The organism is Micromonospora sp. NPDC049044, from assembly GCF_040649215.1.
Classification (GTDB): Bacteria; Actinomycetota; Actinomycetes; order Mycobacteriales; family Micromonosporaceae; genus Micromonospora.
In genome coordinates this window covers 95,023-108,304 of record NZ_JBEZFA010000006.1, presented here as the reverse complement: position 1 = coordinate 108,304, position 13,282 = coordinate 95,023, and the positions used below count along the sequence as shown (strand labels likewise).

Here is a 13,282-nt window from a genome sequence, read left to right as displayed (position 1 = left end):
CCGCCCACCGCGTTCACCACCGCGCCGGAGGCGGGGGCGGTGTCACCGGCGGCCGGTCGTCGCAGGTGATGGTGTTGGGCAGCAGCCACGGTGCGAGCCACCCGCCGTCGTTGCCGCCCAGGTCGGTCACTGTGAACTCCGAACCGGCCGGCGTGAAGTGGAACGAACCGCAGTTGTTGACACCCACCGCGCCCACGTGGCGGGCGTCCACGTTCGCGAACGAGGCGGATCCGGCCGAGCGGGCGCTGACCACCGAGGTGCCGGTGCCGTCGACCCGGATGTCCCGGAACCGTACGTTGGAGATCGAGTAGAGGTCCTTCACCGGCCAGTCGCTGACCAGCATCATCGCGTTGTACGTGCTGTCGAGGTACGCGTCGCCGGTCACCTCGATGGCCGCGTCGATGCTGCGGTCCAGGGCGAAGAACCAGATGGCGCCCAGCCCGATGTTCCAGTTCAACTCGTACGTCCCGGCGCGGGCGGTGCTGTTGTTGGTGATCCGCAGGTGCCCGCTGAAGGGTTCCGCGCCGAAGCGGGCCCCGACGTGGATGCCGCTGCCCTCACGGACCGGGTCGGCGACGAGGTTGTGCGAGACGGTGGTGTCCGTGCCGCCGTAGATGGCGATGCCGTTGGCGAGCGTCGGTGACTGCACGGTGTTGTGGTCGAACGTGTTGCGGGCGTTGGCCGTCTTCTCCGACCACATCGCCAGCCCGTCGTCACCGGTGTTGCGGACGAAGTTGTGCGCCACCAGTGAGTCGGTCACGCCGGTGTGGAAGTTGAGCGCGTCGGCGATCTGGTCGACGACGATGGTGTTGGTGACCCGGACGTTGCGCATCGGCCCGTCGAACCACAGGCCGGCCTTGGTGTGGCGCAGGTAGAGTCCGTCGATAGTGGAGTCGCTCATGGCTCCACCGATCGCGTTCACCTGGTCGGTGTCGATGCGCTCCCGGACGTCTCCCTCGATCGTGAAACCGGAGAGGTGGACGTTGCGGCTGCCCCCGTCGGCGGCGTCGCGACCGTAGAACCCGACGCCGGTGTGCACCGAGCCGTCCGGCGCGGGCGTGGGTAGGGCGACCTCTCGGCCCTTGATGATGGTGTGCCAGCTGCCGGCGCCCTCGATAGTCACGTCGTCGACGACGATGTGCCGGTTGACCTGGTAGGTGCCCGGCGGGAGGTAGACCTTGAGGTGGGCCCGCCGGGCGAAGGTGATGGCCCGGTCCAGCGCGTCGGCGGAGTCCCGTCGGCCGGTGGGGTCGGCGCCGAAGGCGAGCACGTTCGCCGCGAGCAGCCGGACGCGCGGCGGCGCGACACGTTCGGAGTCGAGCAGGTCGATGACGGTCCAGGCGGCGGCGCTGCCGGCTGGCGCGGTCAGCCGGATCCGGTCACCGGCGCGGTAGGTGCGCCCGAGCAGCAGTCGCTGCTCGTCGTAGAAGTGGGTGGGCCGAAACGGCGTGGTGATGCTCGGGTACGGCGTGGTGGCCGCCGGCACGCACTGGCACTCGGTGATCCACCAGTCCGGGTGCAGCAGCCCGGCCGTGGGGTCGTTGGTGAACGGGTACTGGTTGTAGAGCCACGAGTACTGCGAGGTGAGCGTCATGGTGCGCACGTGCTTGCCATTGACGTCCACGCGCAGCGGCGCGGTGATCCCACCGCCCTGCGGTGCGTCCGGGATGCTGTACCGCACGGTGATCCCGTTCGCCGCGTTGGGGAGGACGAACTCCACGTACTCACCGGGGGTGAGCCGGACCGCCCGGCGGCCGGAGGCTTCGGCGGGCAGTGTGTAGGCCGACCGGTCGGGGCCGATGATCTCGCCGGTGGTGCGCGCGTTCTCCGCCTCCTGTTCGACGAAGTCGACGTCGGCGCCGCGCCCGGCGACAAGGGCCGGATCGAGGGCGGCACGGGTGACCACCGGCTGAGTGCCGGCGGGCGCGGCTGGCCCGGCGACGGCCCCGGTGGGCCCGACGACAAGCACGGCCAGGCCGGCCGCGAACGCCACGGCGGTGCCGGCCGGTCGGCCGGGGCGTCCCCGGGCGGGCAGGAGTCTGCGAATCATCGGTGACCCTCCTGGGTGGGTGGTGGTGGAGGTCCGCCCGGCGTTTCCCCCGACGCCCGACATTGATCGTCATGATGCAGCACCGAACAGCGCTCTGCAAGAGAACAATCGAACAGCGAAAATTGGCGACTATAAGATCGCAAGAAATGGACGGTTGACGAGTTGGGGTGTCGCGCCTCGCCTGCGCCCCTACCGCTCGCGGCCCGCGTACCCTGGGCGCGTGGATCAAGAAGACCGGATCGCCCTGTTCCTCGACTACGAGAACCTCGCGTTGGGGGCGCGCGACCACCGTGGTGGCGCGGACTTCGACTTCCGGCCGATCGCTGACGCGCTCGCCGAGCGGGGTCGGGTGGTGGTCCGCCGCGCGTACGCCGACTGGTCCTACTTCGACGAGGACCGCCGCATGCTCACCCGGTCCCACGTCGAGCTGATCGAGATCCCGCAGCGGATGGGCGCGTCCCGGAAGAACGCCGCGGACATCAAGATGGCAGTCGACGCCATCGAGTTGGCCTTCGAGCGCGACTACATCTCCACCTTCGTGATCTGCAGCGGCGACAGCGACTTCACCCCCCTCGTGCACAAGCTTCGCGAGTTGAACAAGCGGGTCATCGGCGTCGGAGTCGAGGGGTCCACCTCGGCGCTGCTGCCGCCGGCCTGCGACGAGTTCCTCTACTACGACCGGTTGGAAGGCGTGGACATCCCGCCCACCCGCGGCCGGCGCGGTCGTCCGACCCGGCAGGCCGGCACCGACCAGCGCCCGTCCGAGCCGGAGCTTGAGCGGGAGCCGGAGCCGGAGGTGGGCCGTCGACCGGCCGGCGAGGAGCCCGAACGGGACGTGGACGCGCTCGCCGTGCTCGTCGCCCAGACGGTGGCCGGGTTGCAGGGCAGCGCCAACGGTGAGGTCACCGCGTCCCGGCTCAAGCGCACCCTGCTGCGCAAGGACCCGACGTTCAGTGAGTCCGACTACGGTTTCCGCACCTTTGGCGAACTGCTGCGGCACCTCGCCGAGCACACGGTGATCGAGTTGGCCGAGGGGCCGGCGAAGGGCGATCCCGAGGTCTCGCTACCCGAGCACGGCGACCGGGAGGTGGCGTTCGGCCTGCTCCGTGGCGTGGTCGCCGAACTCGGCAGCAGCGGTAACCCGGTGGCGCTGTCCGGGTTGAAGAACCAGCTGCGGCGAGCCCGGCCCGACTTCAGCGAGAAGAAGCTCGGCTACCGCAGCTTTCTGCAATTCTGCAAGGCCGCGGCCACCGGCGGCGCTGTCGACCTAAGGTGGAGCCCCGAAGCCGACGACTACCTGCTCACCACCCAGGGCTGAGCGTCCCGCCCCGGCGCCCGGCATCGCACCGACCGCTGCCGAGCTCGGCGTCCCGTTCGGCCCGGCCGTGCGGGTGGTGTTCCCGCCGCCGTTCACGCCCGGTGACATTCAGATCACGGCCGAGGGTGGCTCGCACCTCGGCCCGGCCAGGCAGGACGCGTTGGCGAACACCCTGGCCGGGGTGCACGGCGACACATGAGTGACCCCTGATTGGTCGCTCAGGACGGGGAGGACCTGCCGTTGCGGGTCCTCATCGTCAACGCATAGGCCGAAATGCGCCGGAATTACGGCTATCGCCCCGGTATCCGCCCACCTGCGCCGTACCCCCGGCGCAGAATTTGCTATACGGTCGGCGAATGAAGGTCGAGGAGCATTGGTGGAACGGAGACACGACCCCGCGCGGGCGCCGGGACGTGTATATCCGTACTGACGGGCAGGGTTGGGAGGTCCGCGCCCAGATCGGTGGGGCGTCGGGTCGTGAGCGGGTGCAGCAGTGCCCAAGCCGGGCCTCGGCGGCCATCCTCGCCGATGCGTGGCGCGGCACCCACCCATCCTGGCGCGAGCTGAAGCAGCGCTGATCCGGCACCGGGCCGGGCCGGCAACGCTCCTGGGCTTCCGCCCGGTGCGCTCCCCGGCCGGCCCGGCGCTCGGCTCGCCTCGCGCCCGGCGCTCGGCTCGCCTCGTCAACGACGCGCGGCCCGCGACTCACCGCTTCTGGAGCATTACCGAAGCGACGTCCGCCATCAGCGCCGATACGCAATCAAACTGTGGGCAGTTCAGGCCGTGGTCGGTGGGCCGCCCGGAACACTGGATCTCCTTGATCAGTTGACGTGCGGCGCTGACCACCTCCGTGACCGGTGATCGAGTGGGCATGCGGCCGGTGTTCCCGTTGTCGGGCGGGGTACCCGGAGGTCGGCCGGTCGTGCCCAATGGAGGTCGCTCATGTCGCAAGGTCCCGACGACGAGAATTCGAGGCTCGACGAGGAGGCCCGGGAGGCCGAGCGGCGGCTCGGCGACCTCACCACCTCATCGGACGACGCGCTTACCGACGACGACGCCCGGGCGCCGGACGATGCCCCCTCCGAGCGGGACACGGACAAGTAGATCCACTCGGCTTCGGTGAAATCGGTGTGTCCGGGCAGGTCTGACACCGCGACATCACGGAAACCGAGTCGATCATCGGCGTGTGGCGCGGCGTGGCGGTCCGTCGCCCGCGCTGGTCAGCCGGCCGGGACGGGCAGCACCACACCCTCGGCCGCCGACCGGTGCGCCAGCTCGATCAACTCGACGGTCGCGACCGAGTCGCGGGGGTCCACCGGCATCGGCGTGCCGTCGCGTAGCGCCGCCGCCACCTGCGCGTAGAAGCTCTGGTACGCGCCCGGCTCGGTCGGCACCGGCCGCAGGGCACCATCCACGCCGAGCATGCCGTACCGCTCCGGCGGGACCTCGCCCCAACCCGGCTGGCCCGGTCGGCCTCCGTCGTGCAGCGCCGCCTCCTGCACGTCGAGGCCGTACGTCGTGTAGCCGGCCCGGTCGCCGAGCACCCGCAGCCGGGGGCCGAGCTGAGCGGTCACCGCGCCCATCCACAGGTGCGAGCGCACCCCGTTGGCGTGGGTCAACGCCACGAAGGCGTCGTCGTCGACGGCCGCCCCCGCGCGCCGCCGGTCCACCTCCGCGTAGACCCGGTCGACCCGGCCGAACAGTTGCACCGCCTGGTCGACGAGGTGGGCGCCGAGGTCGAAGAGGGCGCCGCCGGCCTCCTCGGGGCCGGCAAGCTCCCGCCAGCCCGGCTTGATCGTCGGACGGAACCGCTCAAAGCGGGACTCGAAGCGCAGCACCCGCCCCAACTCGCCCTGCTCCACCAACCGGCGGGCGGTCAGGAAGTCGCCATCCCAACGCCGGTTCTGGAAGACCGTCAGGGGCACCCCTCGCTCGGTCGCCTCGTCGATCAGGGCGCGCCCCTCCGCCGCGGTCGGGGTGAGCGGCTTGTCGACCACTACCGGCAGCCCGGCGGCGAGTGCCGCTCGGGCCAGCGGCACGTGCTGCCGGTTCGGCGTCGCCACCACGACCAGGTCCAGCATCCCCGGCGTACGCCACAGCTCGTCGGCGTCGTCGACCAGGCGGGCGTCCGGGAAGTGCTGCCGGGCCTGCTCGCGCCGCTGCGGATCGCGGGTCACGATCGCGTCGAGCCGCAGCCCCGGGGTGGCGGCGATCAACGGTGCGTGGAACACCCGACCGGCCAGCCCGTACCCCAGCAGACCGACCCGCAACGCCTCCGCCATGCCGTACCCCCGTCTCGCCGGCCCGCGCCCCTCAGCGGCGGCGGTACCGTTTGCCGAATCTACGCCCCGACCTCGGCCCCGCCCTGGTCAGCCCGCCGGGTTGCGGCGCAGGTAGGTGAGCACCGCGAGCACCCGACGGTTGGTGTCGTCGCTCGGCGGTAGATCGAGCTTCAGCAGGATGTTGCCGACGTGCTTGCCGACCGCCGCCTCGCTGACGTGCAGTCGGCCGGCGATCGACACGTTCGACCGGCCCTCGGCCAGCAGCGCGAGCACCTCGCGTTCCCGGGCGGAGAGCGCGCCGAGCGGATCGCGCGGGCGGTGCAGCAGCTGCCGCACCACGTCCGGGTCGATGGCGGTGCCGCCGGCGGCGACCCGGCGCAGCGTGTCGACGAACTCGGTGACCTCGGCCACCCGGTCCTTGAGCAGGTAGCCCACCCGCTGACCGTCGCCGCTGTCCAGCAGCGCCGCCGCGTACCCGGTCTGCACGTACTGGCTGAGCACCACCACCGGCAGGTGCTGTCGTCCGGCGCGTAACGCGACGGCCGCCCGGAGCCCGTCGTCGTGGCGGCCCGGCGGCATCCGGATGTCGGTGAGCACCAGGTCCGGTTCGTGCGCGCGGGCCGCGTCCAGCAGCTCGGGCGCGGAGCCGACGGCGGCGCAGACAGTGAACTCGAAGCGGGTCAGCAGCGCGACAAGGCCCTCCCGCAGCAGCACCTCGTCCTCCGCGAGGACCACTCGGGTCATCGACGACACGGCAGTTCCACCCGAACCACTGTAGGCCCGCCGGGCGGGCTGGACAGCAGCAGCCGGCCGTCCACGGCGGCCACCCGGTCGGCGAGACCGGTCAGGCCGGTGCCCCGGGCAGGGTCGGCACCGCCACGACCGTCGTCGGTCACCTCGACGACGAGGTCCCCACCGGCCCGGCCGAGGCGAACCTCGGCGTGCGTCGCCCCGGCGTGCCGGGCCACGTTGCCCAGTGCCTCGGACACCACGAAGTAGGCGGTGGTCTCGACGATCTCCGGCAACTCGCCGTCGAGGTCGGCGTGCACTGTGACACCGATGGTGGCAGCGTCCGCCAGTTCCCTGACGGCACCGGCCAGGCCGAGGTCGGTGAGGCTCTGCGGACGGATGCCGTGCACCAACTGACGCAACATCGCCATCAGGCCCCGGGCCTGGTCGTGCGCCACCGCGAGGGGTCGGGCGGCCGGGGAGTCCTCGGGTACGTCCAACCGCGCCAGACCCAACTGAAGGCTGAGGCTTGTCAGTCGTGGTTGTGCGCCGTCGTGCAGGTCCCGTTCGATCCGGCGCCGTTCCGCCTCGTACGCGCCGACCAGCCGGGTGCGTGACCGGGCGACCTCGCGCAGCGCCGCCGTGTCGACCGGCGAGGCCAGTGCCCACCGGGCCACGACGGCCTGGGCGGCGGCGAGCAGACCAGCCGCGTAGAAGAAGACCGGCAGCAGCAGCACCGCCACGATCGCGTACGGGATGGCCTCGCCGGTGCTCTCGATCGGCCGCCAGACGACAACCGGTTCGGCGGCGTCGGCCAGCCAGGGGCTGGTGATCATCCCGAGATCGAGCAGCACCAGCAGCAGGAAGACCCAGTACGCGACAGGCACGAACCCGCCCAGCCAGAACAGGTACGCGACCTCGCGCCAGGTCGCGGCGCTGCGGTAGCGGGCGAGCAGCCCCGGCCACTGTGACGCGGGCAGCGGGCGGTTGTCGACGAGCCCGAGCCGCCACCGCTCGACGACGGCCACCGGGTAGCTCACCATCGGCGCCAACGCCAGCAGGGTGAGGCTGCCGACCGCCAGGAACAGCAGGAGCGCGACGCTCGGCGGCCGGCCCTGCTGCAGTCCGTTCGCGGCGGCCAGCAGCGGTGCGCCGATGACGAGCAGCCCGACGGCAAGCAGGCCCGCGAGCGGCACGGTGCTGATCAGGTACGCCAGCGCCCGCCACGGCCACGCGGAGATCAGCCAGTCGCGGCGACGCAGCGCCGCGACCAGCCGGGAGGGAAGTTCCGAGGTCATGCCGCTGACGCTAATCGCGCACGAGCGGGCCTCCCAGCCGTCCAGATCCACTTTCCCGGGTAGGCCCAGCACTACCCGGCGCGGTCCTCGCCGATGTCCGCGACCGTCGACAGCGGCCACACGGGCCCGGCCGGCGGGCGACGTACGGCGTACGACCCGGTTGTTAGGATGACCGGACCATGGCGAGTGAACGCAGGGCGACCACGGACCCGGCCCGCAGCCTGGCTATCCTCTGGCGCACCCGGGAACCGGCCAGCCGCAGCGCCGGCCCGGGGCTCAGCGTCGACCGGATCGTCCGGGCCGCTATCGACATCGCCGACACGGAGGGCCTCGACGCGCTGACCATGCGTCGGGTCGGTGAGGCGTTGGGTGTCGGCACCATGTCCGTCTACACCTACGTGCCGGGCAAGGCCGAACTCGTCGCCGTCATGATCGATAGCGCGTACGGCGAGATGCCACACCCCGCCGTCGAGGGGGACTGGCGGGCCCGGCTGGAGCGGGTCGCCCGCGACAATCTCGCGCTCTACCAGCGGCACCCCTGGATGCTCCGGGCCGAGACGACCCGGCCCGTGCTCGGCCCCCACCTGGTGGCCAAGTACGACCGCGAGCTGAGCGCGGTCGCCGACATCGGGCTCACCGACGTCGAGATGGACGCGGTGCTCACCCTCGTCCTCGGGCACGTGAAGAGTTCCGCCCGGGCCGCCTCCGAGGTGGTCGACCTGGAGCGGGAGACCGGCATGACCGACGGCCAGTGGTGGCAGTCGCACGCGCCCTGGCTGGAGACGTTCCTGACGGCCGGGGCCTACCCGACCGCCGCGCGGGTCGGCACCGCGGCCGGCCAGCAGCACGGCGCCGCCTACGGCCCGGAGTACGCCTTCGAGTTCGGCCTGCAACGCGTCCTCGACGGGATCTCGGTGGTGGTCGCCGAACGAGCCACCGCCGGCTAACGCGCCCCGGCCCCGGCGGGACCGGGCAGCCCGCCCGCCGCGTGCCGGGCCAGCCGGGCGAGTGCCCGGGCCGACGGGCTGCCCGGCTCGGCGTGGTAGACGACGAGCGACTGGGTGGTGCCGGCGATCGTGAGCTTCTCGTAGCGCAACTCCAGCTCACCCACCCGGGGATGACGGAACACCCGGACCCCGCCACCGGCGCGGGCGACCACGTCGTGCCGTGCCCACAGCCGCCGGAACCGTTCACTGCCGGCGGACAACTCCTCGACAAGGTCGGTGAGGCGCGGGTCGTCGACGTCGGCGCCCACCTGCGCGCGTAGCCCGGCCACCGCGTTCGCCGCGACCGCCTCCGAAGCCGGGTAGAGCGCCGGCACGTCCGGATCCAGGAAGACAGCGCGCAGCAGGTTCACGCCGACCGCGTAGATCGGCGCCAGTGCGGTCGCCACCGGGTTGGCGAAGAGGACGTCCAGGTGCCGGCCGTGCACGAGGGCGGGTGTCTGCGTCCACGAGCCGACCAACTGACGGATGCCCACCGGTACGCGTTCCGGCCGTCGCGTCGGGCGGCGGGTCGACGCCTGCCCGCCCAACCGGTGCAGGTGCGTCGTGGCCGTCGCGTCCAGCCGCAACGCTCGGGCCAGCGCGTCGAGAACCTGCGTCGACGGGTGCCGGTCGCGCCCCTGCTCCAGCCGCAGGTAGTAGTCGGCGCTGATGCCGGCCAACAGCGCCAACTCCTCGCGCCGCAGGCCCGGCACCCGCCGACGACCGTGCGCGGGCAGCCCGACGTCGCCCGGCCGGATCAGCTCGCGCCGGGCACGCAGGTACTCACCGAGCGGACCGGCCGTGCGCACCAACCCATCGTAGGAGTGGCCACCGGCCGCCCGTCCTGGTCCTGCCACTACCAGGAAAAGCAGGAACCCGGCTAACCCCGGCCGCCCGGGTGAGAGTTTGGGGCGTAAGCGACACCGACAGATGGGACAGAGATGAGCGAGCGAGTCACCACCCCGTTCGGTTTCGCCTCGACGGCCGACGAGGTCCTCGCCGGCGTCGACCTGAGCGGCAGGCGGGCCCTGATCACCGGCGGTGCCGCCGGCATCGGCGTCGAAACCGCCCGCTCGTTGGCCGCCGCCGGCGCCGAGGTCGTGCTCGCGGTACGTCGGGTCAGCGCCGGTGAGCAGGCCGCCGCCGACATCGCGGCCGGCCTCGGCGCGAACCGGGTAAGCGTCCGCGAGCTGGACCTGGCCAACCAGGATTCGGTACGCCGGTTCGTCGCCGGTTGGGACCAGCCGCTGCACATCCTGGTCAACAACGCCGGCATCATGGCGCTGCCCGAGTTGGAGCGCACCGTCGAGGGTTGGGAGATGCAGTTCGCCACGAACTTCATGGGGCACTACGCGTTGACCGTCGGCCTGCACGACGCGCTCGCCGCCGCCGGTGGTGCCCGGGTGGTGTCGGTCAGTTCCAGTGGCAACCTCTTCTCCCCGGTGATCTTCGACGACCTGCACTTCGCGTTCCGGCCGTACGACCCGCTGCTGGCCTACGGCCAGTCCAAGAGCGCCGAGGCCCTGCTCGCCGTCGAGGTGACCCGCCGCTGGTCCGGCGAGGGCATCTACGCCAACGCGCTCAACCCGGGGGCGATCGCCACCGGGCTGCAGAAGCACACCGGCGGGCTGCGTACGCCCAAGGAGCGGCAGAAGACCCCGCAGCAGGGCGCCGCGACCTCGGTACTGCTCGCCGCGTCCCCGCTGTTGGCCGGCGTCGGCGGTCGCTACTTCGAGGACTGCGCCGAGGCTCCGGTCGTCACCGAGCGGCCCGCCGACTACAGCGGGGTGGCGGCGTACGCGATCGATCCGGGCAACGCGCAGCGGCTCTGGGACGTGGCGGCGGACCTGGTCGGGGCCGGCGCCCCGACGTCGGAGCGCACCCGCTGACGGCGTGCGCCGACCGATGGCGTGCGCGCCGCGGCCGGGCCTGGCGGAACCGACCCGAACCCGGCCACCCGGGTGATACGACTGGGACGGCAGGTGACGTCGGGGAAGGGGGGCGATGGCGAACGGGCTCCCCGGGCGGCTGCTCCAGCAGCGGGAGAACCCGCGCCGGACGTCGTTCCTGGAGCTCTTCTTCGACCTGGCCTTCATCTTCGCGCTGACCCGGCTGTCCCGGACGTTGCTGGGCGACCACAGCGTCAACGGTGCCTTCCAGGTGCTGGTCATGCTGGCGGCACTGTGGTGGGTGTGGTTCGTGACCGCCTGGTCGGCGGACTGGTTCGACCCGCGTGCCCCGTTGATCGTCGTACTCCTGCTCTGGGTGATGGTCGGCGGCCTGCTGATGGCCTCCGCCGTGCCCACCGCATTCGACTCGCACGCCGGGTTGCTGCTGATCGTCGTGATCGACGCGATGCCCGCACTGTGGCGTCAGTCCCGCCCGGCAGGCGGGAGCGATGCGCCCGATCCGCTACGGCACGGGTGAGCGCCCGATGCCGGAGCGGGCACCCAGGAACGGCGACCATCCGCGACGCGACGACGTTGTGGAGTTGCGGGTGCACGGCGTGTCGGGGGCCCGACCCTCGGCGGTGCTGCACGAGGCCGGGGCCCGGCAGGTCGCGGGCGACGACAGCGGAGGCTTCCACCGCCGCGCCGGGACCGACGGCACCGACGCGGAAGGGCTGACCCTGGAGGCGTACCGCTGGGGTGACCTGCCCTCGGGCACCGTGGCCCGGACCCTCTCCATGGTCTTCCTGCTGCCGTTCATGCTCAGCAACCTGGCGGTGTGGATGCGGCCGGCCGGTCGCGCCTCGGCCGGGGTCACCATCCTGTGCCGGCTGCTCGCGCTCAACCTCACAGTGGTCTACGTGGTGTCCATCGCCGGGGTCAGCCTCGACCTGCTCGCCTGGCGGTGTCTCGGCGCGGCCCACTGCCGGGCGCCCTTCGACACACTGGCCGGCTTCGACGACCGGCACGTCGGGCTGCGGCTGGCCGTGCTGGCGCTGCTGCCGATCGCCGCTGTCGCGCTCCTGCGGCTGCTCGGGTCCCGCCGGTCCCGCCCGCCGGGCAACCCGCTGTGGGCGGTCGAACCGCTCGTGGAGCGGTTACGGGCGATCCACGTCGCCGCCGCGCTCGCGGTACTCGATCTCGTGTTGCTCACGGCCCGCCGCGCCGGTGGCGCGACGCCCGTGACGACGCTGCTGCTGACGCTCAGCGCGGCGGTCCTGCTGGCGGGCGTCGCCCTGCTCGCCGTGCCGGGGCTGATCGACGGCGCGGCGACCGCGCGGATGGCCACCTGGACCGCCCGCGCGGTGGGCCTGGTGGCGGCCGGTCTGACGGTGGTCACCCTGGTCGTCGTGGCGAGCGACGTGCAGGGCTGGCCGTCGTCGACAGCGCTCCCCGGCTACGCCGCGATCACCGGCGCGGCGCTGCTCGGCCAGATGGTGCTGTTGGTGCTGCTCTGCGGGCTGGTGCTGTGGCACCGTGGTCGGGCGGACGGTCGGTCCGCGCTGCGGCAAGGCCTGGGCGCGACTGTCATAGCGGCCATCGCTGTCGGTCTGTCCGGTGCTCTCGCGAGCGGCCTCGTCTATCAGACCGGGGTGCTGCTCGGCGGCTATCGCGGTGACGGGGAGCCACCGCTGCCGTACCGCTGGACGATCTTGGCGGTGTTCCTGCACGTGGTCGCGGCGGCGCTGGCGTGCGGCGCGTTGACCGCCGGGTCACGGCGGCGCCGAGGCCGTGCTGCGGCGGACATCACCGCCCGCGACTTTCCCGCGCCGCCACCGGCGGCGGCCGGGCGGCTGCGGGAGGTCACGAAGGCGGTGGCCCGGGCCCGGTTCACGGAGTGGCTGGGCCGGCTGGCCACCGTGTACGCCACGCTCGCGGTGATCGGACTGACCACGAGTCTGCTCGGGCAGTTCGGGCGCGAACCGGACGAGGTGGCCTGGCAGGTGTTCGGGCTGCCGGCCGGGTTCGTGGGGATGGCACTCACCGGAGGCACCTCCGTCGTCGCCGTCCTGGTCGTCGTCCTGCTGTCGGGTGGTGTGTTCGCCTACCGGACGGCGTGGTTCCGTCGGCACGTCGGGATCCTGTGGGACCTGGGCACCTTCTGGCCCCGGGCCGCCCACCCGTTCGCACCCCCGAGCTACGCCGACCGCGCCGTGCCGGAGCTGGCCGACCGGATCACCCAACTGGCCGAGCGGCACACGGGGGTGGTGCTGTGCGGGCACAGCCACGGCTCGGCGTTGCTGGCCCTCGCGGTGCTGCGGCTGCCGCCGCGAACCCGTCGACGGGTCGCGCTGATCACCTACGGCTCTCCGCTGGACCGCCTCTACGCCCGGCTCTTTCCGGCGTACCTGAACGACGACGTGCTCCGCGAGGTGGGGGAGCGGGTCGGTTGGCGGTGGCTCAACCTCTGGCGCGACACGGACCCGGTCGGCGGTTGGATCTTCGCCGCCCACCGGCCCGGCGATCCGCCGCCGAACGCCGCCGACCCGGCCGGGCGGGTCGACCGCAGGCTGCGCGACCCACTGGACCTGCTGCCGTCACCGGGGGAGCGTCGGCCGCCACCGCTGCGCGGTCACCATCCGGACGAGTCCGAGCCCGAGTTCCGGGCAGCCCTGCGGGAACTCGCCGCCCGGCTGCGCCTCCCGGGAGACGGATGAGCCGCCGGCGACC

13 protein-coding genes are annotated in these 13,282 nt (G+C 72.5%); 8 read left to right on the top strand and 5 right to left on the bottom strand.

Annotation, left to right across the window (positions count from 1 at the left end; genetic code table 11):
- Nucleotides 1–13: 13 nt before the first annotated feature.
- Nucleotides 14–2,050 carry a glycosyl hydrolase family 28-related protein gene (locus tag AB0B85_RS06755; protein WP_357404327.1) on the bottom strand — a complete coding sequence of 679 codons (2,037 nt, stop codon included), beginning with the start codon at nucleotides 2,048–2,050 and terminating at the stop codon, nucleotides 14–16.
- Between the two features lie 220 nt (nucleotides 2,051–2,270).
- Here AB0B85_RS06755 and AB0B85_RS06750 point away from each other — a divergent pair, with 220 nt between their 5' ends.
- The 4 genes from AB0B85_RS06750 (at nucleotide 2,271) to AB0B85_RS06735 (ending at nucleotide 4,472) form a co-directional block, all read left to right on the top strand.
- Nucleotides 2,271–3,368, top strand: a complete 1,098-nt coding sequence (locus tag AB0B85_RS06750) for a PIN domain-containing protein (protein WP_357404325.1) — start codon at nucleotides 2,271–2,273, stop codon at nucleotides 3,366–3,368.
- A gap of 67 nt (nucleotides 3,369–3,435) precedes the next feature.
- Entirely contained in the window at nucleotides 3,436–3,567 is a 132-nt protein-coding gene (locus AB0B85_RS06745) for a hypothetical protein (protein ID WP_357404323.1), read from the top strand.
- Between the two features lie 157 nt (nucleotides 3,568–3,724).
- Nucleotides 3,725–3,946 (top strand): hypothetical protein, encoded by a 222-nt coding sequence (locus tag AB0B85_RS06740; RefSeq protein ID WP_030335934.1) that lies wholly within the window; start codon nucleotides 3,725–3,727, stop codon nucleotides 3,944–3,946.
- A gap of 364 nt (nucleotides 3,947–4,310) precedes the next feature.
- Complete coding sequence (locus tag AB0B85_RS06735) at nucleotides 4,311–4,472, top strand: hypothetical protein (RefSeq protein ID WP_357404321.1); 162 nt, start codon at nucleotides 4,311–4,313, stop codon at nucleotides 4,470–4,472.
- A 116-nt stretch (nucleotides 4,473–4,588) separates the two neighbouring features.
- Here AB0B85_RS06735 and AB0B85_RS06730 read toward each other — a convergent pair whose 3' ends face one another.
- From AB0B85_RS06730 to AB0B85_RS06720, 3 genes are all read right to left on the bottom strand, one after another.
- Nucleotides 4,589–5,650 carry a Gfo/Idh/MocA family oxidoreductase gene (locus AB0B85_RS06730; protein WP_357404319.1) on the bottom strand — a complete coding sequence of 354 codons (1,062 nt, stop codon included), beginning with the start codon at nucleotides 5,648–5,650 and terminating at the stop codon, nucleotides 4,589–4,591.
- Nucleotides 5,651–5,737: 87 nt separating this feature from the next.
- Nucleotides 5,738–6,403, bottom strand: coding sequence for a response regulator transcription factor (locus AB0B85_RS06725; protein ID WP_357404317.1), 666 nt, complete (start codon nucleotides 6,401–6,403; stop codon nucleotides 5,738–5,740).
- Entirely contained in the window at nucleotides 6,391–7,677 is a 1,287-nt protein-coding gene (locus AB0B85_RS06720) for a histidine kinase (RefSeq protein WP_357404315.1), read from the bottom strand. Before AB0B85_RS06720 ends, AB0B85_RS06725 begins: the two co-directional genes overlap by 13 nt.
- A 179-nt stretch (nucleotides 7,678–7,856) precedes the next feature.
- Between AB0B85_RS06720 and AB0B85_RS06715 the strand changes: the two genes are divergently transcribed.
- Entirely contained in the window at nucleotides 7,857–8,624 is a 768-nt protein-coding gene (locus AB0B85_RS06715) for a TetR/AcrR family transcriptional regulator (protein WP_357404313.1), read from the top strand.
- Here the strand turns inward: AB0B85_RS06715 and AB0B85_RS06710 are convergent.
- Entirely contained in the window at nucleotides 8,621–9,472 is an 852-nt protein-coding gene (locus AB0B85_RS06710; protein ID WP_357404311.1) for a helix-turn-helix transcriptional regulator, read from the bottom strand. The two genes, AB0B85_RS06715 and AB0B85_RS06710, sit on opposite strands and share 4 nt — an antisense overlap.
- Nucleotides 9,473–9,604: 132 nt before the next feature.
- On the opposite strand from AB0B85_RS06710, the gene AB0B85_RS06705 reads away from it, so the two are divergent.
- From AB0B85_RS06705 to AB0B85_RS06695, 3 genes are all read left to right on the top strand, one after another.
- Nucleotides 9,605–10,552 carry an SDR family NAD(P)-dependent oxidoreductase gene (locus AB0B85_RS06705; RefSeq protein WP_357404309.1) on the top strand — a complete coding sequence of 316 codons (948 nt, stop codon included), beginning with the start codon at nucleotides 9,605–9,607 and terminating at the stop codon, nucleotides 10,550–10,552.
- A gap of 115 nt (nucleotides 10,553–10,667) precedes the next feature.
- A complete protein-coding gene (locus AB0B85_RS06700) occupies nucleotides 10,668–11,090 on the top strand; it encodes a low temperature requirement protein A (RefSeq protein WP_357404307.1) in 423 nt (140 codons plus the stop codon).
- Nucleotides 11,062–13,269: a hypothetical protein gene (locus AB0B85_RS06695; protein WP_357404305.1), complete on the top strand. Its 2,208-nt coding sequence runs from the start codon at nucleotides 11,062–11,064 to the stop codon at nucleotides 13,267–13,269. The genes AB0B85_RS06700 and AB0B85_RS06695 overlap by 29 nt, the downstream gene beginning before the upstream one ends.
- Nucleotides 13,270–13,282 lie beyond the last annotated feature (13 nt).